14 protein-coding genes are annotated in these 21,816 nt (G+C 62.5%); 7 read left to right on the top strand and 7 right to left on the bottom strand.

Annotated elements, in window-relative coordinates:
* Window positions 1-80: 80 nt before the first annotated feature.
* Window positions 81-782, top strand: a complete 702-nt coding sequence (locus HU766_RS17065) for a response regulator transcription factor (RefSeq protein ID WP_033697621.1) — start codon at window positions 81-83, stop codon at window positions 780-782.
* A 6-nt stretch (window positions 783-788) separates the two neighbouring features.
* Window positions 789-2,090: an ATP-binding protein gene (locus HU766_RS17060; RefSeq protein ID WP_186659089.1), complete on the top strand. Its 1,302-nt coding sequence runs from the start codon at window positions 789-791 to the stop codon at window positions 2,088-2,090.
* Window positions 2,091-2,254: 164 nt separating this feature from the next.
* Here HU766_RS17060 and HU766_RS17055 read toward each other — a convergent pair whose 3' ends face one another.
* Genes HU766_RS17055 through nrfB form a run of 3 tightly spaced genes read right to left on the bottom strand, consistent with a single transcriptional unit; the run spans window position 2,255 to window position 8,267 of the window.
* Window positions 2,255-3,094, bottom strand: a complete 840-nt coding sequence (locus HU766_RS17055) for a DUF4434 family protein (RefSeq protein WP_186659084.1) — start codon at window positions 3,092-3,094, stop codon at window positions 2,255-2,257.
* Entirely contained in the window at window positions 3,094-6,096 is a 3,003-nt protein-coding gene (locus HU766_RS17050) for a phage receptor (protein WP_186659081.1), read from the bottom strand. The genes HU766_RS17055 and HU766_RS17050 overlap by 1 nt, the downstream gene beginning before the upstream one ends.
* Window positions 6,093-8,267: a cyclic di-3',5'-guanylate-activated glycosyltransferase NrfB gene (nrfB, locus tag HU766_RS17045; protein ID WP_186659077.1), complete on the bottom strand. Its 2,175-nt coding sequence runs from the start codon at window positions 8,265-8,267 to the stop codon at window positions 6,093-6,095. The genes HU766_RS17050 and nrfB overlap by 4 nt, the downstream gene beginning before the upstream one ends.
* Window positions 8,268-8,495: 228 nt before the next feature.
* Here nrfB and HU766_RS17040 point away from each other — a divergent pair, with 228 nt between their 5' ends.
* Both HU766_RS17040 and ilvA read left to right on the top strand, forming a co-directional pair.
* Window positions 8,496-8,927 (top strand): PACE efflux transporter, encoded by a 432-nt coding sequence (locus tag HU766_RS17040; protein ID WP_033697625.1) that lies wholly within the window; start codon window positions 8,496-8,498, stop codon window positions 8,925-8,927.
* Between the two features lie 181 nt (window positions 8,928-9,108).
* Window positions 9,109-10,671: a threonine ammonia-lyase, biosynthetic gene (gene ilvA / locus HU766_RS17035; protein ID WP_238338624.1), complete on the top strand. Its 1,563-nt coding sequence runs from the start codon at window positions 9,109-9,111 to the stop codon at window positions 10,669-10,671.
* Window positions 10,672-10,719: 48 nt separating this feature from the next.
* Here the strand turns inward: ilvA and HU766_RS17030 are convergent, their stop codons facing one another.
* The 4 genes from HU766_RS17030 to HU766_RS17015 form a co-directional block, all read right to left on the bottom strand.
* Window positions 10,720-11,901, bottom strand: coding sequence for a hypothetical protein (locus HU766_RS17030; RefSeq protein ID WP_186659074.1), 1,182 nt, complete (start codon window positions 11,899-11,901; stop codon window positions 10,720-10,722).
* An 80-nt stretch (window positions 11,902-11,981) separates the two neighbouring features.
* Complete coding sequence (locus HU766_RS17025) at window positions 11,982-12,449, bottom strand: VOC family protein (RefSeq protein ID WP_033697631.1); 468 nt, start codon at window positions 12,447-12,449, stop codon at window positions 11,982-11,984.
* Between the two features lie 130 nt (window positions 12,450-12,579).
* Window positions 12,580-14,199 (bottom strand): NADP-dependent glyceraldehyde-3-phosphate dehydrogenase, encoded by a 1,620-nt coding sequence (locus HU766_RS17020; RefSeq protein ID WP_186659071.1) that lies wholly within the window; start codon window positions 14,197-14,199, stop codon window positions 12,580-12,582.
* Window positions 14,200-14,446: 247 nt separating this feature from the next.
* Window positions 14,447-18,286, bottom strand: coding sequence for a leucine-rich repeat domain-containing protein (locus HU766_RS17015; protein WP_186659068.1), 3,840 nt, complete (start codon window positions 18,284-18,286; stop codon window positions 14,447-14,449).
* 332 nt (window positions 18,287-18,618) lie between these two features.
* Here HU766_RS17015 and HU766_RS17010 point away from each other — a divergent pair, with 332 nt between their 5' ends.
* From HU766_RS17010 to HU766_RS17000, 3 genes are all read left to right on the top strand, one after another.
* Window positions 18,619-19,773: a hypothetical protein gene (locus HU766_RS17010; RefSeq protein WP_186659065.1), complete on the top strand. Its 1,155-nt coding sequence runs from the start codon at window positions 18,619-18,621 to the stop codon at window positions 19,771-19,773.
* Window positions 19,774-19,814: 41 nt separating this feature from the next.
* Complete coding sequence (locus HU766_RS17005; protein WP_186659061.1) at window positions 19,815-20,933, top strand: glycosyltransferase family 61 protein; 1,119 nt, start codon at window positions 19,815-19,817, stop codon at window positions 20,931-20,933.
* A 400-nt stretch (window positions 20,934-21,333) separates the two neighbouring features.
* On the top strand, window positions 21,334-21,510 hold the full coding sequence (locus HU766_RS17000; protein ID WP_186659058.1) for a hypothetical protein: 177 nt from the start codon (window positions 21,334-21,336) through the stop codon (window positions 21,508-21,510).
* Window positions 21,511-21,816 lie beyond the last annotated feature (306 nt).

Here is a 21,816-nt window from a genome sequence, read left to right as displayed (position 1 = left end):
TAACCCTGTGTGCTGGACCCTTCGCCGGCAAGCCCGCGAAGAGGCCGGCGACGTCTTCACTGAATTCTACCCAAACGCCTATGCCGAATATTCTCCTGGTCGAGGACGACAGCGCCCTGTCCGAACTGATCGCCAGCTACCTGCAACGCAACGACTTTCATGTCCGGGTGATCGCCCGCGGCGATCATGTGCTGGAGGCCTTGCGCCAGGACAAACCCGACTTGGTCATCCTCGATCTGATGCTGCCAGGTATCGATGGCCTGCAGGTGTGCCGCCTGCTGCGCCAGGAATCGCAGAGCCTGCCGATCCTGATGCTGACGGCCCGCGACGACAGCCACGACCAGGTGCTGGGCCTGGAGATGGGCGCCGACGACTACGTGACCAAACCGTGCGAGCCCCGTGTGCTGCTGGCGCGTGTACGGACCTTGCTGCGCCGCAGCGGCGTTCACGAGCCGCGCCTGGACAGCGAGCAGATCCTGGTCGGCTGCTTGCGCATCGACCTGGCCGAGCGCCTGGTCAGCTGGCGCGGTGAAGAAGTGGAGCTTTCCAGCGGCGAATACAACCTGTTGGTGGTGCTGGCGCGCAATGCCGGTGAAGTGCTCAGCCGCGACCGCATCCTCCAGCAATTGCGCGGCATCGAGTTCAACGGCACCGACCGCTCGGTGGATGTCGCCATTTCCAAGCTGCGCCGCAAGTTCGACGACAGCGCTGGCGAGGCCCGCAAGATCAAGACCGTGTGGGGCAAAGGTTACCTGTTCAGCCGCGTCGAGTGGGAGTGCTGACCGAGTATGCTGAAGATCCTGGTGCGCCTCTACCTGGTGATCATCGTCGCCTACGCCGGTGCGCTGCTGTTCATTCCCGACACCATCGTCGGGCTGTTCCATGATCGCTTCATGGCCTACAACCTGGACCAGGCCAAAGGCGTGCAGTCGCTGATCGTGCGCCAGTTCCAGCAAGCCCCGCGCGAGCGCTGGCCTGCGGTGGAGCAAGACCTGGCAGACGCCTTCGCACCGCTCGAAATCAAGCTGCTGCGCAGGGACCAGGCCGAGCTGAGCGAAGATGAACAGGCGCGCCTGGAGCACGGCTCGTACGCCGTGCGCATCGCCGACTGGGGCTATTACGAGACGGTGCTGGCACCGCTCGACAAGGACTGGCTGGTGCGCCTGCATGCGCCCCCGGACCCACTGGACATCAACGTGCTGTCGTGGGGCGTCACGGTGTTGATCGGCGCGGCCATGCTCGGTTGCCTGCTGCTGTGGGTATGGCCGCACTGGCGCGACCTGGAGCGGCTCAAAGAAACCGCCCGGCGCCTGGGCCAGGGGCAGATGGCGGAACGCACGCACATCTCGTCGCACTCGAACATCGGCGAACTGGCCGGGGTGTTCGACACCATGGCCAGCGACCTGGAGCGCCACGTCAACCAGCAGCGCGAGCTGCTCAATGCGGTATCCCATGAGCTGCGCACACCGCTGACTCGCCTGGACTTCGGCCTTGTGCTGCTGTTCGACGAGGTGCCGCCCACCAGCCGCAAGCGCCTGCTGGAGCTGGTTGGGCACGTGCGTGAGCTGGACGAATTGGTGCTCGAGCTACTGTCCTACAGCCGCCTGTACAACGCCGACCAGGCCCGTGAGCGGGTCGAGGTGTCGTTGCTGGAGCTGGTCGACAGTGTGCTTGGCGGCTTTGCCGAAGAGCTCGACAGCCGCGGCATCCAGTGGGAAGTGCGTGCCGAGCGTGAGCTGCCGCGGTTCGTGCTCGACCCACGGCTGACAGCCCGGGCGGTGCAGAACCTGGTGCGCAATGCGATGCGTTATTGTGACGAAAACCTGTTGTTGAGGTTGCGGCTTGAAGAGGACGGCGCTTGCCTGCTGACGGTTGAGGACGACGGGATCGGCATTCCGGTTGAAGAACGTGAGCGGATCTTCCAGCCGTTCTATCGCCTGGACCGTAGCCGTGACCGCAATACTGGTGGTTTCGGCCTGGGGCTGGCGATCAGCCGGCGGGCCATCGAAGGGCAGGGCGGCACGTTGACGGTGGCGCAGTCTGCGCTGGGCGGGGCGCAGTTCAGGATTCGCCTGCCTGCGGGTGGGTAGGTTCGCTCTGCTGGGCAGTCCACAGCACGAAGCGATCTTTACCGTTGTGCCTGGCCTCATATAACGCCTGATCCGCCTTGACCAGCACCCTGGTCAAGGTATCTGCAGGGTCCACTGGGGCCAGCCCAGCTCCGTTGAGGCATGCACGTTCTGCACAGACAGATTCAATTCTGCGGCAAGACTCCCCTGGCCCAAGGCCGGTAGCGCAAGTCGAACACGGCTTCGGCATGGCAACCCGTGCCCAGTTTCGGCTCTGCAGGCTGCGCCTTGAACACCTGCCCCGGTGCACTCACCTGGCGAAACGCTTCACGCACCACGCCCACCCGGCACGGCAGGGCCTGTTCATAACCGTCACGTACCAGCGCTGGCAGCCTTCCAGTACCGGCCCCGTCCTGCCACCAGACAGTCAAGCCCAAGCTTGCCAGTTGACCCAGCCATGCGCCGTTGACCCGCGGTGCCAGCTTGCCCACGCTGAAAGCACTGATATGCAAGGGCTTGTCCAGTTGCCGGTTGAATGCCTGCAATTGGCTGTACAGCGCGTCGCGCCTGCTCGACTCGCGAAAGTGCAGGTCGTCCAACTCCATGGGCAAGTACCAGCCGTCCACTGCCAGCTGCCAGCCATCCCGCAATTGCGTGTACTGGCCCAGCGAACGCCCCAGTTGGGCTTTCCAGTAACTGCTCAGGCCCTCGCCATCCAGTTGCTCCAGGCGCTGGTAATAGGACGGGTCCATGTACAGCCCAAGTACCAGCTCAAGCCCCTGGGCGCGAGCTTCGCGCAGGCTGTTGGCCAGCCAACCCTTTGCCCCGCCAAAATCGCTGTCGCCGTAGGCACTCCACTGCACGATCAGGGTCTTGCCACCCTGCGCCGCAGTGGCACGCCACAGTTGTTGCCACTGGGCCGGGGTAACGCTCGCATCGCGGTTGAGTGGCTGGTAGAACAGGCGTTGGTCTGCCGCAGCCGGCAGGCACAGGGTTAGCAGGCAGATCGCCAGGAGCGTGCGCATCAGAAGGTCATCTCCGCACCAAGCAGCACGCCATTGGCGCGCTCGTAGAGGTTGCCGCCCAGCGATTGCTGGTACTCGGCACGCACTTTCAGCGAGCCGCGATAAGCGTTGTAGCGGTCGTCATCGAACCACCACTGCCAGCGCAGGCCAACCCCGGCACGGGCATCCTGGCGCCAGTCGTTGCTCGGGTCCTGGCTGGATAATTCGACAAAGCCATAGGGCATGAGGGTTTGCGGCGAATTACCCGGCAGCTTCCAGGTATGGCCCTGCTGGTAGCGCGATAACCAGGCGTGATCGCCGGCGCGGGTCCACCAGGCGGCGTCCAGGTACAGGAAACGCTCGTTCCAGTGGTCTTGGTCGATGCGCCAGTCATTGCGCCAGCCACCCTGGTCGAGGAACGAAGCCGTGGCGCGCAACAACAGGTCGTTGCTCGACTCGGCGTGGTGGCGCAGGTCGCCCCAGTTGCCGCCTACCTTGGCCGGGCTGAGCAACTCGCCAAGGCTCAGGCCGCTGTAATGCTCGGTGTCGATCTGCCGTTGGTGGTAAAGCTCAGCGTACAGGTTGAGGTTGGCCTGGCCCAAGGGCTTGTAGCGCAGGCCAACACCTGTGCCCATGCTTTGCGCATAGTCGGTGCGGCTCTGGCCGCCGAACAGTACGCGACCGTAGACCGAGAGGGTACTGCCGTTGCGGCTAGGTTCCTCGCCCAGGGCGTGGTCCCACATCGCCAGCTGAACGTTCTGCGACTGTGCGCGCCGTGAGCTGCCGCTGCGCAGGCCGTTGTCGAGGAACTTGTCGTTGGTCGAGGTACCGGCTGGCGACCAGGTGCTGGCCAGGGTGATGGTGTCGCGCCGCGACAGGCTCTCGTGGGCGCGGCGCTGGCGGTACTTGCGGGCTTCCAGGCTGCCGTACTCGTCGTCGCCGTCGACCAGTTGCTGCTCCACGTCGATGACCCGGCGCAGCTCACGGCGCGCGGCGGCGCTGTTTTCCACTTCGTCGTAGCGCAAGGCCAGGGTTTCGCCCAGGCGAAAGTCCTCCGGGAAGTCGCGCGCGGCACGCTCCAGGTAGGGTATCGATTGGCGGCGCTGGGCGTAGTCCTGCGAGCCGGCCAGGCGCATGCCGTAATCGGCGCGGTAACGAGGTTGGTCCGGGGCCAGGCGTACGGCTTCGGCAAGCCACGCTGTGCTCTGGGCGCTGTCACCGGCCAGTTGCGCGGTACTGGAGGCTGCGTAGTAGTGATCGGCGCGTGGCGAATGGGCCACGGCCTGGCGCTGAAAACCCAGGGCTGCCTGAGTATCGCCTTGGCGCTGGGCGATGGCGGCGCCCAGCGCCCAGTCATCGGCGCGGGTGTGTGCGGCGGCGTCCCAGTAGGCACGTGCGGCTTTCGCATCGCCTGCATTCAACGCGCCACGGGCGGCCGTCAGGCGTGCGTTGTCGGTCCAGGCAGGGTCCGGCAGGCTGCGCCAGATCGGTAGCGCGGCTTCGGAGTCGCCAGCAGCCTCCAGCGCATAGGCCAGGGGCAAGCGATTGCCCCTGTCGCCCAACTGTTCGGCAGCCTGGTAATAGACCACGGCCTCGCCGGGCTGGTCGGGCATGGCGCAGCGGCCAAGGGCACGGTATTGGCCGGCCTCGCGTGGCTCGCCAGGGATCGCTAGGCGCACCGCGTCGCACTGGCCGGCTTCGGCTAGGCGGCCGAGCAGCTGGGCGCGGGTGTTGGCGTCGACCCTGGGGATCAGGTCGCGCATGCGGCGGCTGTCCAGTGGCCCGTCGTTGCGTGCGTAGAGGTTGCCCAGGCGTTGCAGCAGGGAAGGGCTGAGGCGGCCCTGACGGCGGTCGAAGGCTTGCTCCAGCAACTGCCGGGCGCGCCCGCTCTGGCCTTGCTGCAATAGCAGGAACGTGGCTTGCTCAAGCGCGGCCAGCTCGCCGCTTTGCCGGTAGCGGCGTTCCCACTCGGCCGCGGTACGGGGTTGCGGCGGCTGTGGCGGGTCGCCGTACAGACGCTGCTGGAGCACGGCATAGGCTCGCGGGTCGGTGCTGGCCGTGCAGCCCTTGAGCTGTTCGCGGGCCAGGTCGGGGTCGTGCCGCGACAGCCAGTCGACCGTCTCCAGGCACGGGCGCTGCAGTTCGTTGCTCAGGCGGCGCAGCAGGTGCGCGTCATCACCTTCGCGGGCCAGCGCCCACAGCTGCTGGCGCTGCTCGGGTTGTTGCAACTGCTCGGTCGGCAGTGACTGCAACCAGCGCTGGGCCTGCTGGTTGTGGCCGACGGCGATGGCGCGGTTGGCCATGGCCAGGCGAGCTTGGTTGGCCACGGCCACCGTCGGCGCGCTGAGCAACAGTTTTTTCAGGCCTTGTTCGTCGACCTGCTGGATATAGGCGTTGGCCAGGCGCTGCCAGTCCTGGGCGGGCAACAGGCCCGTTTCGGCCAACGGTTGCAGTTGTTCGATGGTTTCTTTCCAGTTGCGCAACTGTTCGGCGAAGTTAGCCCTGGCCAGGCGCAGGACCTGGCCGTCCTCGCGCGGCGGCAAGTGGTTGAGCCAGTCCAGGGCCTTGGCTGCGCCACCGAACTTGGCCAGGCTCAGGCTGTAGGCCTGCCACAGGCGTACTCGCTGGTTGCCATCGCTGGCGGCGAGCCAGCTCTCCACCTGGCTGGCGGGGGGCGGGTCCTGTTCGATCCAGGTCAGGCGCAGCGCCAGGACAGCATTGGCATACTCCGGGCGGTCGGCAAGCTGATCGGCCAGTGCTTCGGCCTCTTTGTAGCGTCGCTGGTGGGCCAAGGCCTCGACCAGCAGTGCGCGGGCTTCGTCGTTGTTCGGCACCCGCCCCAGCACATGGCGGGTCAGGCGCTCGACCTCGGCCCAGTTGTCGCGCTTGGCCTCGCGGTAACTGCGCTCCATGAACGGGTAGCTGGTGAAGCGCTGGAAGTCGCTCATGGGGGCGGCTGCGCCGGGCAGGGTGGTGGCACACAGCAACAGGCCGGTGAGGGTGAGGGTAAAACGCGGCTTCATGCCACCTCCCGGGTCAGGTCGTAGGCGGCCTGCTGTTCGCTGGCTTGTTCGGCGAGGGCCTGCTGCAGGACGTGCTCAGTGATGATGCCGCGGGCAATCAGGTGCTCACCGAGGGTCTGTTGCTCGGGGTCGAAATCGATCAGGGCCTGGTTGAACAGGGTAACCGGGACCCTGCCACGCACCTGCAGCAGGGCGCCGAGCATCACCTGGTGATGGCTGACTTGCTCCAGCAACTGTGCGTTGTCCTGGTGGCGTTCGAGGACGGCGAGCATGTCGCGGGTTTCGGGCTTCTGCCAGGGGCTCGGGTAGTGGTAGCGCAAGCCGAGGGTGACCCGCCCTTGGGGTGCCAGGCGGCAACTGACCGGGCGTTTCAACTGCCGGCTGATCACCCCCAGCGACACTTGGCTGACCGGGCTTTCGCTGGCCAGGATCAACGTGTCACCGTCCTCCGCCACTGGCAGTACGCCGTAATGGGTGGCCAGCTTGCGCGGCAGTTTTGCGATCAGTTGCGGGTCGAGCTTGAACGGGTTCAGTGGTGCCCAGGGCAGGTCCAGCTGTTCGGCCAGCGTGGCCACCAGTTGTTCGCTGGTCAGCCAGCCGCGCAGCAGCAGTTCACGGCCCAGGCGCCGGCGCACCGGGCTGGTGATTGCCTGTTGCAGTTGCTCGTCGCTGATCAGCCCCTTGGCGACCAGGCGCTGGCCCAGCGGTGTACGTGCAGGTGTGGTAATGGCCGGGAACTCGTGGGTGGTCTTGTCCCAGGCAACGCGGCGTGAGTCGCCCATCTCCATGACCTGGCGCAGGGCACGAAGGTTGGCGAAGAAATTGACGAAGTTGCTCCACATCATCCTGGGCGCCGACAACAGGCCCTCGCCGATTCCGTAGAAACGGGTGACGAACCAGCCGCGCTGGAACAGGCGATTGAACAGCATCAGGCCGTTGAGCCAGAGCAGTGTCGACAACAGCCAGCTGTCACTCAGTATCGACATGAAACGCCAGGACTCCGGCGCGATCACCGTCACCAGCCACATGGCCAACAGCACCAGCAGCAACAGGTTGACCAGGAAGCTCAGCAAGTAGGCGAACAGTCCGCGGCGGTCGCGCCAGAGAAAGTAGTTGAGCGCGCCCGTGCGGCTCCAGCCCAGGTTGCTGGTGCCCTGGAACACAATACCGACGATCCACCGCGACTTCTGCCGGATGGCATGCTGCCAGTCGCGGGGGAAATGCTCACGCACGCAGATCACCTGGGAAAACTCGCGGCTCATGCCGGGGCGCCACGCTTGCTTGAGGGTCAGCGCCGGGTCACTGATCGAGTAGCGGGCGAAGATGCACTTCATGCCTTTTTGCTTCAGGCGAAAACCGATGTCGTAGTCTTCAGTGAGGCTCTGCACGTCGAAGGCGATACCATCGCCGTCTTCGAGCAGCGCGGCGATGGCCCGGCGGCTGAAGCAGGTGCCGACCCCGGCGCTGGGCACCTGGCCGGTCAAGGCTTCGCGCACGATGACATCCTTGCCGTGGTTCTCGGCGAACTCGTCGACGTAGTGGCCTGCGGTGAAACCCTTCCAGTCCGGTGCGTAGGGGTAGACCGGGATCTGGATCATGTCCTTGTTCGGCAGCAGGTAGTTGAACAGGCGCAGTTCCATGGGCGAGATCACATCTTCGGCATCGTGCAGGATGAAGCCGGCGAACTCGATGCGCGCTTCATTCTGGAAGCGCAGCAGCGCGTCGATGATGTTGTTCAGGCAGTCGGCTTTGCTGGTGGGCCCGGGGCGGGCGCAGACCACCTTGTGCACGTTGGGGTAGTGCAGGCATACCGCGTCGACATCCGCCTGGGTCTGTGGGTCGTTGGGGTAGGTGCCAACGAAGATCTGGTAGTTTTCATAGTCGATGGTCGACGCCGCCAGGCGCGCCATTTCACCGACCACACCCACCTCGTTCCAGGCCGGGACCATGATCGCCAGGGGCTTCTCAGGCACTTCGTACAGGCGTTTTTCGTCGGCCTTTTCGTACTTGTCGTAAATGCGGAAGCGGCGGATCAGCTTGCGACCCCAGTAGCACAGGTCGATGAACAGGTCATCCAGCCCGAGCAGGAACATCAGCGAGGCGAGTATGATCGCCAGGATCTTCAGGCCGAACAGCACATAGGTAAGAAAATCGATGAATGCCAGGCTCATGCGTTGTCCTCGTACGGCTCCCTGGACGAAGGTGCATGACGTGTCGCCGCGTGCACGGCATTTATACAAGCAGCCCAATACAGGGTTGTCCAATACGTGCTGGGCAGGCCACAGCGGCGCACAGTGCGGTCGAGCCTTTTATTGAATGGTTAGTCAGATATGAATTTCAGCCTTTTTCTTGTGGGCCACATCTTGTAGCTTGGTAGGTCGTTTTTCAGGGAGCTGAACATGCAAGGCAAGGCACGCAAAATCGTCCAGGCCATCCTCTACGAAGCCATCGCCGTGGCCTGCGTGGCACCAGCGCTGGAACTGGCGTTTGCTGCCGGTATGGCCCAATCGGCCGCGCTGTCGGTGCTCATGTCGGGCATTGCCATGAGCTGGAACATGGCCTTCAACTGGGCGTTCGAGCGCTGGGAGGCCCGCCAGCAGCAGCGTAAGCGCACCTTCATGCGCCGGGTCTTGCATGCCTTGGGTTTTGAAGGCGGGCTGGTGGTGATTCTGCTGCCGCTGGTGGCGTGGTGGCTGGATGTGAGCCTGTGGGCGGCGTTTCTGACCAACCTGGCACTGTTCGTGTTCTTCTTCGTCTATGCCTTCGTGTTCCAGTGGGGCTTCGACAAGGTCTTCGATGTGCCGCTTTCGGCGCAGCAGGCAAAGTGTTGACTTGCTGCCATGCGGCGGGATAAGTTCTTACCCCATGAACACATTCCCGCACGTGAACGCCATTATTATTACCGCCATTATCAGTTTGGCGGGCTAGCGCGTACGTGCACCTAACCCGCCCTGGAGGCGGGTTTTTACTCTCTGACTCCTGGGCACCGTGAAAACAGCCAAGGAGTCATCGATGACCAGCTTCAGCGCCAACCTGCGTACCCCGCTCACGCCCCAGCAGCTACTCTCGGAGCAGGTGCGGCGCATTCTCTCAGCGCCCGTCTACGACCTGGCCATCGAAACACCGCTGCAGCCAGCGCCAGCGCTGTCTGCCAGCCTTGGCAACCAGGTGTTGCTCAAGCGTGAAGACCTGCAACCCACGTTCTCGTTCAAGATCCGCGGTGCCTACACGCGGCTGTCGCGTCTGACAGCGGCCCAGCGTGAACGCGGGGTGATCACCGCGTCGGCGGGCAACCACGCCCAGGGCGTCGCCCTGGCAGCTTCGCACCTGGGCCTGAAAGCCACCATCGTCATGCCAACCACCACACCTTCGCTGAAGGTCGAAGGGGTGCGTTCGCGGGGTGGCCACGTGGTGCAGTACGGTGAGAGCTTCCCCCACGCACTGGCCCATGCCCTGCAGCTGGCCGAGCAAGAGGGCGCTACCTTTGTGCCACCCTTCGATGACCCGGATGTGATCGCCGGGCAAGGTACGGTGGCCATGGAGATCCTGCGCCAGCACCCGGGTGATCTGCATGCGATCTTCGTCCCGGTGGGCGGTGGCGGGTTGGTGGCGGGCATTGCCGCCTACGTGAAATACCTGCGGCCCGAGGTCAAGGTGATCGGCGTCGAGCCGGAAGACTCCAACTGCCTGCAGGCTGCGCTGGCCGCAGGCGAACGGGTGATCCTGCCCCAGGTCGGCACGTTTGCCGATGGTGTGGCGGTGGCGCAGATCGGTGCCCATTGCTTCGAGCTGTGCCGGCACTTCGTCGATGAGGTGGTGACCGTCAACAGCGATGAGCTGTGCGCGGCGATCAAGGACATCTACGACGACACCCGCTCGATCACCGAGCCTTCCGGTGCCCTGGCTGTGGCCGGTATCAAGAAGTATGTGGCCCGCGAGGGGGTGCAGGGGCAGACCCTGGTCGCCATCGACTCCGGCGCCAACGTCAATTTCGACCGCCTGCGGCATGTGGCCGAGCGGGCAGAACTGGGCGAGCAGCGCGAGGCGATCATCGCCGTGACCATCCCTGAGCAACCGGGCAGCTTCCGCGCCTTCTGCCAGGCACTGGGCAAACGCCAGATCACCGAGTTCAACTACCGCTACTACCCGGGCAAGGAAGCGCGTCTGTTTGTCGGGGTGCAGACCCACCCGCTGCACGACCCACGTGAGAAGCTGCTGGCCAGCCTCGCCGAGCAGGGTTACAGCGTACTCGACCTGACCGACAACGAACTGGCCAAGCTGCATGTGCGCCACACCGTGGGCGGGCATGCCGCGCCTGGGGCGGATGAGCGTGTGCTGCGCTTCGAGTTCCCGGAGCGGCCAGGTGCGCTGCTGGGCTTCCTGGAGCGGTTGGGCAAACGTTGGAACATCAGCCTGTTCCATTACCGCAACCATGGCGCCGCAGAAGCGCGGGTATTTGCTGCACTTGAAGTGCCGGCCGATGAGCAGGCGAGGTTGCCCCAGGCACTGGACGAGATGGGGTATCGCTATTGGGACGAGACCGAGAACCCGGCTTACCAGCTGTTTCTTGGTTGATCTGAGTACAACCTCAGGTGTTGGACGCACATCCAACACCTGAGGGTTTCAGCGCTCCCGCATGAAGAAACCCGCCACAAACTTGCGGAAGGTCTCCAGGCTCTTGAAGTCGGCGTAGCGCTTGAAGTTCTCGGCATCCGGCTCGGGGCCGATCGGTTGCTCCAGCAGCGACACGGACAACACCCGGTCCTGATCCGACGTCAGGACCAGTTCATCCATCACCTGGCCGCCGATCACCGGTCGGCGCATCTGCACCTTCACACCCTTGCTGGCCATCCAGTCGATCAGCGACACCAGCGCCTTGAGCGGCTCGCGCTCTTCATCGCGGTACACCGGGAACAGGTGGGCACGCGACAGCACCGGTACGCTGGCCACATGGATCAGTTCGTAGAAATGGCTACCGGCGCTGGTGGGCGAGTACAGCGCCAATGCCAACAGGGGGCCGGCCGTGCGGTTGCCGCCCCAATAGAGGTGATGGCCCTGGAAATCGAACCCCTCGTCGCTGCGGTTGTTGAACAGCTTGCGCCCTTTGATCTGGTCGACACAGTCGAGCATCAGGCCATGCCGGCGGTGGTTGCCGAACACCGTGGCCTCGCGCAGCCGGGCCTTGAGCATCATCATGTGCTTCATGTCCAGGCGAGTTTCCAGGTAGTTGCTGGCCGGCACCCGCTCCAGCAGCGGGTAGCGGCTGGCAACGCTGCGCAATTCGGCAAACTGCCCGGTGAGGTCTTTTTTCAGGTGGGTGGCGGAGAGGTTCAGGCCGCTGATCTCGACCCAGGTCAGCAACAGCGACAGCAACCGTTGCTGTTCGCGCCGGTCGTTGCCATCACCGCCGCCGTTGTCCTGGGCCGGGCGAAAGTCACCGATCAGGCGCAACGGTGTATCGGGTGGCAACCACGCGGCGGGTGGGGCAGGGTCGTCTTCGCGCTCTGCGGCTTCACGCTCGTCCTTGGTGAACGGGCAGCCCGGTGCATGCTCGGCGGTACCGGGGTTGTTTTTCAAAAACAGCGTGCCGGTGCTGCCATTGAGGGTCACGTTGAGCACCGGCAGGGCGTCCTTGCGGCAGTCGCAGGCCAGCCACTGGTTGGCGTTACGCACCTTCATCAGCAGCTGGTTGGCCTGCAGCAGCTGTGGGCCGACGAGCGTCCCTGTGCTGAAACCGACCAGCAGTTCTTCTTCGGCAAGTGTGAGGCTGCGCACCTGCGCGGCGGTTTTATCGATGATACGCATTGACGGGCAGCTCCAAGCTACGAGCCCCAAGCTTCAAGCAAAGCGCTTTCACTTTCAACTTGAGGCGCGCAGCCGGCGGCTTAGTTGCCACTGAACAGTTTGGCCGCGCGGGCGCGGATTTCTTCCGGGGTGAGGTCCTCTTTGTGCGTGGAGATGAACCACAGGTTGCCGAACGGGTCTTTCAGGGTGCCGCTGCGGTCACCGTAGAACTGATCCTGCAGCGGCCGCAGCGCAGTGGCACCCGCTGCAATGGCCTGGGCGTAGACCTGGTCGCAGTCTTCGACGTACAGGTGCAGGCCGATGGCCGCGCCATCGACATGCTGGCTGGCGGTAAGCCCGCCCTCCATGTCGCACGGGTCGGCGAGCATCAGTGACGAGTCGCCAATCTTCAGCTCGGCGTGACCGACGCGGCCGTCAGGGCCGTCGAGGCGGAACATTTCGATGGCGCCGAAGGCCTGCTTGTAGAAGTCGATGGCCTTGGCGGCGTCCTTGATGCCTAGGTAAGGGGTGATGCTGTGCTGGCCTTCGGGGATGGGTTTGGCTGACATGGTATGGCCTCCTTTTGCATTGGTAGTGCTGGCCGCTTGCGAGGGCAAGGCCGACACTGATCGCGAAGCTGTATGTTTATACAGCCTGGCGACCAATGCAAATGCCATTTCTCCATTAAGCGCTGGCGGGTTAGAAGATGTAGTCGGTGGTCAGGAAGCTCGATTGGCGATTGCGGATGATCTCACTGATCAGCGCTTTGTTGGCTTCCTGGAACTTGGTCGCCACCAGCGTGCGGATCGAGAACACGCGCAAAGCGTCATGCACCGATAGCGTACCTTCGGCGCTGTTCTTGCGGCCGTTGAACGGGTAGGTGTCTGGCCCGCGCTGGCACTGGGCGTTGATGTTGATGCGGCCGACCTGGTTGGCAAAGGTATCGACCAGGCTACCGATGGTCGCCGGGTCGTTGCCGAACAAGCTCAGCTGCTGCCCGTAATCGGAATCGAGCACGTAGTCGATGACGGTCTGCAGGTCGCGGTAGGGCACCACCGGCACCAGCGGCCCGAACTGCTCTTCGTGGTACACGCGCATTTCAGGGTTCACCGGGTAGAGCAGGGCGGGGTAGAAGAACGAGCCGCGGCTCTGCCCGCCGCCTTCGTTGATGACGCGGGCGCCCTTGGCCGTGGCATCGGCCACCAGGCCGTCGAGGTAGTCGACCTTGCCCGGCTCCGGCAAAGGCGTCAGCGCGACGCCTGGCTCCCATGGCATGCCCGGCTTGAGCGCGGCCAGCTTGCGCTGGAATTTATCCAGGAAGACCTCGACCACATCCTCGTGGACGAACAGTATCTTCAGCGCAGTGCAGCGCTGGCCGTTGAATGACAGGGCGCCGGTGACGGCCTCTTCGACGGCGTTGTCCAGGTCGACCTGGGGCAGCACGATGCCGGGGTTCTTGGCATCCAGGCCGAGCGCCGCGCGCAGGCGGTGTGGGCGTGGGTGCAGTTTCTTCAGGTCGCTGGCGGCCTTGTGGGTGCCGATGAAGGCGAACACGTCGACCAGGCCGCTGGCCATGAGCGCGCTGACGGTCTCGCGGCCCCGGCCATAGATGACGTTGATCACCCCAGGCGGGAAGCTGTCGCGGAAGGCTTCGAGCAACGGGCGAATCAGCAGCACGCCAAACTTGGCCGGCTTGAACACCACGGTATTGCCCATGATCAGCGCGGGGATCAACGTGGTGAAGGTTTCATTGAGGGGATAGTTGTATGGCCCCATGCACAGTGCCACGCCCAGTGGCGCCCGACGGATCTGGCCAAGGGTGCCTTGTTCGAGCTCGAAACGGCTTGAGCGGCGGTCGAGGTCCTTGAGTGCATTGATGGTGTCGACGATGTAGTCGCAGGTGCGGTCGAACTCTTTTTCCGAGTCCTTGAGGTTCTTGCCGATTTCCCACATCAGCAGTTTGACCACCGCCTGGCGCTGTTCGCGCATGCGTGCAAGGAAGCTCTCGACGTGCTGTATGCGTTCGGCCACGCGCATCGTTGGCCAGGCGCCGCGGCCTTTGTCGTAGGCCTGCACGGCGGCATCCAGCGCGGTAAGGGCGGTGTCGGCGTCAAGCAGCGGGGCGCTGCCGAGCACCACCTGCTGCTCGCCGTCGGCCTGCTTCAGCCAGACCGGGCTGCGCACCGTGGCCAGTGGGCCGTCCCAGCGCATGAGCTGGCCGTTCACCAAGTAGTCGCGTTGTTCCAGGGGGGCTTCCAGGCGCCAGGTGTCGGGGATGTTGTCGGCGGTGGGGAAGAGTGAATCGAGCAGACGGTTCATGGGTACTGCACCTCACATATCTGAGCGGATTGCGTGCCGGGTGAAACGGTTCAGCTCGAGCATGCACCGGCCGCAGGAAAAACACCAGTCTGGCTCAACATTGCCTGCGCTGCGCCGATACAGCACTCAGGGGCAAGGTTACCTGATGGGGCGGCCGATGCCCGCTGCCGAATTGCATGGCTGGATGGCGCGCAACCCGTGCAGGCAGCGCCTGTCACCTGGGTGACAGACGCGTTTGCCGATCAATTCACAGTGGCAGGTTGAACAGGTTGTAGGGCGGGTGCGTCAACCATTCCTCGCGCAGTACCTGGTCAGCGTCGATGGCTGCCAGGCGGCGCCAGAATTCCGCTCGCGCTTGCTGGGGCTGGCTTCGAAAAAAATCGTCGCCGAGCAGTGGCCTGAGGTCGCGACGATACTGCAGCGGAAAGCGTTGCCAAAGTGCGGCTTCCTCAGGCCCGGTTTGCTCGAAGAACTCGTCATAGTCACTTTCACTTACCAGCAGATCGACCTGATGGGCCGTGTTGTAAGCATCAATTTGTGCAAGCACGCTTTCGCCGAGCCATTCACTTTCCAGGCATAGGGCCTGGGCGGACGGTTGCGGGAGGCTGAAGCCGTCGGGCAATTGCAGGAACTGGTTGCTCGACATGTCCAGGACCATAGGTTCGGCGATCCGCTCCAGGCCTGCGGGTAACTCGGTCAGCCCGCAATCATTCAGGAACAGGGTTTTCAGGTGATCAAGCCCATTCAAGTCAGGGGCCTCCAGCAGTGGGTTGCCCGAAAGGTCGAGGACTACGAGCCCGGAGCATTGATTCAAGGATGCTTGTGCGCGGTAGTCCCAAGTGATGCGGTTGTTGTCCAGGTCGAGCCATGTCAATCGACCAGGGTTGGCCAAACGGGGTAGTGAATTGAAGCGGCATTTGGACAGCAACAAACGTCTCAGCCCGGGAAGGCGCTCATGGAGCACTGCGGGTAACTGGCTGAGCGAGGGGTTATTGCTCAGCGACAAGTGCTCCACATGGGTGAAGTCGTCCGGCAAGACCAGGCTGGCCAAATCCTGGTCTTCAAGCTCCAGGCCGGAAAGGTCGAGGCTGTAGATGCGCCCCCCGCCCCCGAGCGAAACCGTCGAGAGGCGCCGCCAGGCGTTGACGATCGGGCGGATCGCTCGCTGCCGCTGGTGTGGGCGCTGCGGGTCGGGGCGGGCCCACTCGTGCAGGTCGCGGCGCAGGGTATCCAGGCGTTGCTGCAGGTCGCGCAGTCTTTGTGTGGGGGAGCGAAGGGCATTGTCCTCAGTCTCATCATCTTCTTGCCCGCTTTCAAGCGCATCCTCGATCTCTGAATCGGTGGCATTGGGGTACAGGCGGCGGTAGGCCCCGGCCAGTGAACTCGTTTGGCGCGGGTGCGGTGGTTCGGGGTCAAGCGGGCGCCCCCCACGTAGCTGGCCGGGGAGCGCGCGTCGCATGGCGCCATGCCCCCACAGTCTTTGCGCAAGGGCGTCCCTGTTTTCGTTGGTCCAGCTCTGGATGCGCTGGCGAATCGAACCCCCATCTGCCTCGGTGATCGCCAGTGCGCCACGATCGGCCTGCGGCAGCGCCTGTTCGATTGCGCGGCACAGGTCCTGGTCCCGCGTGGCGGGGGCAGGGCGCTGCCCCAGGTCAGCTTCATAGCCTTCTGTAGACCTGATGACCCGGCAGATGCGCCTGGCCTGGTCACTGCCCACACTGTCGAGCAGCAGGCCTTCGGGGCTACCGGCACGCAGCTCCAGGCGTACATCGCGCGGCCAGTCAGGCCAGTCAGCGAGGGCGCTGAACAGCAGGCGTTCGCTTTCGGCACTGGCCCGAGCCGGCACCAGCACGCCTTCCAAAGCACGTACAAGAGGCAGTTCGCTGTGTGTATGTTCAATTTGTTGGCGCAGCCAGGCAGGTAACGTTGCGTCGTGTTCCCAGGCCAGTGCTTCTACAGCGTCCAGTGGCGCCAGCAAGCGCCTGGCCAGTGCGGCCGACAGGCGGGGGTAGGCCTGCAGTAACCGATCTGTTGCGGGCTCGATGGGCCCCTCGCCGTTATACAGGCGCGCGAACAAGGCCTCTGGCGCGTCGCCACCCAGTGCTTGCGCCTCGGCTTGCGCGGCCATGCGCTGCAAGGTGTCGAGCAGCAACACAGGTGCCGGCTGCCCCTCGAGGTGTACGCGGCGCAAGCTGGCTGCATCGCTACCACTGATGCGGCCTGCCAGGGTAAGTTGGTCTGCCGTCAGCGCAGGGTAGTCTTGCCCCAAACGACGTATCAGTACCGCGAACGACCACTGTGATGGCTGTTCATGACAGCCGCGCCAAGCGCCCTGTTCGTTGTGTTCCAGCGGGGGTTGCCAAGCGTCTTGCACGTGGGGGTGGACGATACGCCATTGCTGTGATTCATTGTCCAGGCGTTGCTCGTAGAGATGGCCATCCATGCGAATGAAATACCGGCCGTCGAGCAGGTACTGGCCCTGTGCGTTGGCTTGTACGTGCTCCGGTAACGGCTGGTCGCTGCGGTAAGGTGTGAGATCAGGTTGCCAGAGCTTGTAGCCGCCATCGCTGCTGCGCACCTCCTGCAGCTGCTCCAGCAGCGGGCTTTTGAACAGCTTCGGTACCACGTGGCCTGCAGTCGCCAAGCCAGCGGCAAGTGCCAGATTCAGCCCGGCCGCCTCCAGATGGCCCAGTGCCAAATGGCGATCACCCTGATGCCAGGCTTCATAACCCTCGTACACTTCGCCAAGCAGTTGGCACGCTGTCACCGCCAGCATCAGCGTGCCCACGGCAGGAATGAAGAAACCGGCCAGGTTGAGCGCATCCAGGCCACGGTCTTCCCACGCTTGCAGACGGCTCGCCCGCGCCTTGGCATCGGCTTCAGCCGTCGGCACCGCCAGTTGGCGTGCTTCGCGCTTGAGGCGGTCTACGTGCAGCGCCTGATAGAAACCGAACGGCTCCTCGGTGATGGCTAGCCGCGTCGGGCGCAGGTCTGCATGACTGGCCCGCGACCATGCCTGGTCGTCGGCAGACGTGCCCGAGGCATCAAGGTTTTGGTGCAGCAAGTCGAGAAAGTGTTGATGCTGGCTCTGCTCAATGTAAGCCATGAACATCTGCCGGGTGGCGGGCTCCAGCAACAGGGCCGCCAATGCGTCGTGAACTGCATCAAGATCGGTAACTAGCCGCAGCGCCTCGTGGCCGGGCAGATAGAGCAGCAGCCCGGCGCGCCCTGCTTCGATCAGCATGACCTCGTGCAGCGTGATACCGAATAACGCCAGTTGCCAGCACGGCAGATTATCGCCCTGCAACAAAAGGTCGACGTGGTCACGCGTGGCACCGCTCAGTTCATGGCGCAGGTAGGCCAGGTCGGCCGCCAGGCGCAACCGGTCCTTGTACACGGCTATTGCCTGCTCACGTACCGGGGGCTTGGCGAAATGCTGATCCAGATGAGTCTGGTATTGCCCCCCTAAGTCCAGTGTGCGACACAGCGCGGCGAACGAAGCGGGTGCCAGTGGCAATGGATCCACCAGGTAGTGCTCCGTGGGCATCGCAAAGTGCGATGCCGGCGTTTGCGCGCCGGTGAACGCGATGCCCTGCACCTCGGCGGCTGTTACATGAATATTGGCGCTCAGGGCGATGGCACTTTGGGGGGTGAAGGACTCGTCGTCGGCGAAGTTCTGCAGTGCGGCTTGCAGCAGATTGTCGCGTCGATGACTGTAAAGCGTGCGCAGCCCTATCCAATGCCAGGTGCTTTCTACCCGAAGCAGCTCAGTGCCATGCAAGGGTGCCGTGCAGCCCCGCTCGGCGAGGCAAGCTTTGAGTCGCGATTCAGCGAATTCGGCAACTTGTTCAAGCCCCCGCAGCGAGCGAGCGAGCGTGGCTTGCGAGCGTAACAGGCGCGATTGGCTACGCTGTACAGCCTCGCGAAGAGCAGGGGCGGCATTGGCGAACCAGTCCTGGGTGGAATAGGCCGGTGCATGGCTTTGTTTCAAACGCTGCCATTGAGAGGCCGCTATTCGATGGGCCCAGGCAGGAAGCTGTTGCTTGAGCAGGTCTTGATGGGGGGCGAGCGTAGAGAGGGCGGGCATGTTGATGCTCCTTTATGAGGAGCCAGCATCAAACGGCAATTGCTAATAACCAGGTGGTAGCCGAGTAGTGCGCTTAACTGAACATACGTCATGGGTTAGCGTCATACAGTCATCAAATGCAAACAAGAAATTTGACGTCATAAAATAGGTGTTCATGCTGTCAAAGTGCCGCTTGCCAAAGCGTGGCCTTGCATCTTAAATTGTTACTGAATGTGAGAGTGATGTTTCGTAAGCAATCTTTTATATATCAGCGCGTTGGGTGTGTTTATTGCAGTCAACTGTGATCTTTTGCTGATCTGCCCTTAGACAACATCAAAGGATGTCGAACCAGCATGAAAGAGAACTTGGCGGCTGTTGCACGGAAACTCATCTCTCCCTCCACGCGCTACGAGATCAGGTTGCTCTCCAGCAAAATACGAGAAGTGCTTGGGCGAGCCTGTTTTTGGCGGTGGGAAGTCGCGAGGTTCCGGCTGCAGCAGGAAAGCCCCTACGAGATCCTCTACATCGGCCGTAAGCATCAGCGCGAGATGGCCAAGTTGCTGATTGGTGGCAAGGTACCGGGCACCGGCGCGGTGGCCGCCGGCAGTGCAGAGCCTGAAGCGTCGACCCATGTGGTGCTGGTGAGTGAATTGCCCACCACCGGGGCCTTGTCGGTGCCGCACTACCTGAGCGCCGTGGTACCGCTGGGGCGCCCGCTGGAGGACATTACCGCACGCTACGACAGCGAATTGCGCCGCAGCATTCGCAAGAACCGACCGCTCTACCAGATGAGGCAGACACTGTCGGATGAAGAAATCGCAATGGCCGACAGCCAGCTACTGCGCCCCTATGCCACCGCAAGGCAAGGTATTCATGCCGCGCAGTTCCCCACAGACGATGTGTTTCGCATCGCCAAGCATGTAGGGCGTCTGGACCTGATCACCTTGGGCGACGAAGTCATTGGTTGTCACCTGGGGTGTGAAGTGACGCGCGGCGGCAAACGTTATTGGAGCACGCTGCGTTTTGGTTATAGCGAGGCGGTGTTTTCAGATGCAAAAAAACTGCGGGAAGTGAACTCTATCACCACGTTCATGGCGTTGGAGTGGGCGTTGCAACACGGCTTTGATTATTACGATATCGGCCTGTGCCTGGCGCGGCCGGATGACGGCTTGCTGAAATGGAAGAGAAGGCGCGGCGGCGATATCGATTCGTTGGGCAACCATGCCTACCTGTTCGTCAGGCTACCCAAGACCGGCACGGCGAAGTTTCTTTGGGAAACCCCGATGTTCGCTGTCGAAGGCGACAAACTGACCCTGCACCTGGGCTTGCCAGATGGGCCGAGTGAGGAAGAGGTCGCCAGCCGATACCACGAAATGGTGTTTGGCGGGCTGCACAAGATCTACCTCTACGGCACTGCCGGTTCGGGGGAATCCTTTATTGAAACCTTGCGCACGCGTTATGCCAACTTACAGTCGCCGCCGACGATGGAAAGGGTCACATCCAACTGATTCAGAGCGCCAGTGGCCACGCCACCCGGGGGAGCAGCTTCATGGGAAGCGATATGTCGAAATTCAGCGCACCGTCCGCCGGCAAACGGCATAAGTGGACCCTCGCTGCCTACAAGTACATGGCACGTAAGCGACTCGCCCGCAATTCGGCGGTCGACCTGAAAAGCATCGCGTCAAAAAGCTGGGAGATTGCGCCGGGTGAAACAACGCTCTCCCCGCCAGCATTCTTTTTGCCCAATCAGCTCGAGCGGGTGACGGGGTGGGAGGCCAAGCGGTTTTACCCCTATGTGCATCCTGCGCGCACCATGGAAGGCGGCCTCAGCGTTGTGCAGTGCCCTACACGCGGCTACTTGATCAAGGACGTCTGGCTCATAGACGGGGCGCTCTACAAGGGCAAGGCCAGCCATTGGTTATCGTTGAAACCCAGTACCTTTCCGCGGGTTGTCGTCGAGAACGAAATCGAACGAGCGGCCATCTATTGCACGCAAAATGGCAATTCGTGGTTTGGCACCTGGTTGATGGAAGACTGTGTCACTTACGCACTGGCCCGTAACGAGGGCTTGCCGGTGACCACGGCGCCATCAGCCCGCTACCCGTTGTTTTCCCAGGCGCCTGCCTATGAAGACTGGTTAGACATGAAGCCCCTACGTCTGCGCAGTGCGTTTTTCCGTGAACTGGTGCTGTTTGACGATCAGAGCAATAACCGCAGCCGGCATTTACGCTACCGGGCCATGGGTGAAAAACTGCTTTCGCACGTCAACCATGAGCCGCACCCCGGCGTGTTCATATTGCGTGGGGGCGACGGCGACTTGCGTTTCCTGCGCAATGAAAAGGCGATTGCAGAGCACCTGCGCCAGACCCGGGGCTTTCGCGTTGTCGACCCGCTGAAGACCGACGTGCCGAGCATTATTGCAGCCTGTGCCGGCGCCAGAGTGGTGGTCGGGGTTGAAGGCAGCCAGTTGGTTCACGGCGTCAACGTGCTGCAAACCGGTGGCTGCGTGTTGACGTTGCAGCCTCCGAACCGTTTTGTCAGCTATTACAAGTACCTGACGGATCGCGACCAGCAGCACTTCGGCTTTGTGGTGGGCATGCCGGAGGGCGATGGCTTCAGGATCGACATCGAGGAAGTGGAACGCACCCTCGACCTGATGCCCTTATAGCCCGTGTCAGTGCCTGGTTCAAAAGCGCCAGATTTCGGTTCGCAAGCTAAACGATTGGCATTTGCCTTCTCACCGATGAAACGCAATCACTTCCACGCTTATTGCCTTCCCTTGCCGATATCGCACATCGCTGGGGTCTTCCGAAAGGAAGAGGTTATAGAAAAATCAGGCATTTCAGTCCCTTACAGCGAAGCGGTAAGTGACAGGCAACTGCCTTGGGCGCTTGCATTTTTTGTGTGACGGCATTTTGACGAAGTCACCCCTCGTTCATTGAGATTTATTATGGTGTCGGATCATTGACGTAGTGTCATTGTGCCCATAAGCTCAAATCAACAGCGAGGAAGTCTCCCGCTAAACCCAAATATAAATAATTTTATTATCCTCTATATAGGAGGGGGTTATGCGCTCGACACTGTTTATAAAATCAATATTCTTGTTGGTGCTTTTAAGTGGCGCAGCACGCGCTGCTGATTCTTATGTCAATCAAAACAGTATCATTCCTGTCGCAACGGCGGGTTGGTTCTTCGCCTTCGCGGTGATTGGTTTTGTGGCGGTTGCCAATAGAAGAAAGATTTAAACACGCCACGCGTCGGCCGGGTGAAGTAGGTCGTTAACGGTTGTTCAATAGCACACGTATTCAGTGCCGTCGGTAATTTGACGACTGAGCTTTGATGCACGACTTTTCGCTGCCGCGGGCGGCTTGTCAATTTTCCAACTGTTGCTATATTCCAGTAGCCAGTAATTGCCAATAGCCGTAGGGTAGCGCAGCGTGCTGGTGGGTCAGGGCTTCGCAGCGTCAGTTACAGGGCCTCCAGGATGGTTGAGGCCGTCGCAGCAGGTGGTACGGTTGCGAAGTGGAGCGAGAGTTTGTGTGCCGTTCTCA

Origin of the sequence: Pseudomonas sp. SWRI77, from assembly GCF_014269105.1 — a bacterium.
Classification (GTDB): Bacteria; Pseudomonadota; Gammaproteobacteria; order Pseudomonadales; family Pseudomonadaceae; genus Aquipseudomonas; species Aquipseudomonas capeferrum.
Note: the sequence above shows the minus strand (reverse complement) of the source record. Positions and strands in the feature narration are given on the sequence as shown.

Coding starts and splice junctions, on each gene's coding strand:
- HU766_RS17065 (WP_033697621.1), top strand. CDS start 81: ATGCCGAATATTCTCCTGGTCGAGGACGACAGCGCCCTGTCCGAACTG.
- HU766_RS17060 (WP_186659089.1), top strand. CDS start 789: ATGCTGAAGATCCTGGTGCGCCTCTACCTGGTGATCATCGTCGCCTAC.
- HU766_RS17055 (WP_186659084.1), bottom strand. CDS start 3,094: ATGCGCACGCTCCTGGCGATCTGCCTGCTAACCCTGTGCCTGCCGGCT.
- HU766_RS17050 (WP_186659081.1), bottom strand. CDS start 6,096: ATGAAGCCGCGTTTTACCCTCACCCTCACCGGCCTGTTGCTGTGTGCC.
- nrfB (WP_186659077.1), bottom strand. CDS start 8,267: ATGAGCCTGGCATTCATCGATTTTCTTACCTATGTGCTGTTCGGCCTG.
- HU766_RS17040 (WP_033697625.1), top strand. CDS start 8,496: ATGCAAGGCAAGGCACGCAAAATCGTCCAGGCCATCCTCTACGAAGCC.
- ilvA (WP_238338624.1), top strand. CDS start 9,109: ATGACCAGCTTCAGCGCCAACCTGCGTACCCCGCTCACGCCCCAGCAG.
- HU766_RS17030 (WP_186659074.1), bottom strand. CDS start 11,901: ATGCGTATCATCGATAAAACCGCCGCGCAGGTGCGCAGCCTCACACTT.
- HU766_RS17025 (WP_033697631.1), bottom strand. CDS start 12,449: ATGTCAGCCAAACCCATCCCCGAAGGCCAGCACAGCATCACCCCTTAC.
- HU766_RS17020 (WP_186659071.1), bottom strand. CDS start 14,199: ATGAACCGTCTGCTCGATTCACTCTTCCCCACCGCCGACAACATCCCC.
- HU766_RS17015 (WP_186659068.1), bottom strand. CDS start 18,286: ATGCCCGCCCTCTCTACGCTCGCCCCCCATCAAGACCTGCTCAAGCAA.
- HU766_RS17010 (WP_186659065.1), top strand. CDS start 18,619: ATGAAAGAGAACTTGGCGGCTGTTGCACGGAAACTCATCTCTCCCTCC.
- HU766_RS17005 (WP_186659061.1), top strand. CDS start 19,815: ATGGGAAGCGATATGTCGAAATTCAGCGCACCGTCCGCCGGCAAACGG.
- HU766_RS17000 (WP_186659058.1), top strand. CDS start 21,334: ATGCGCTCGACACTGTTTATAAAATCAATATTCTTGTTGGTGCTTTTA.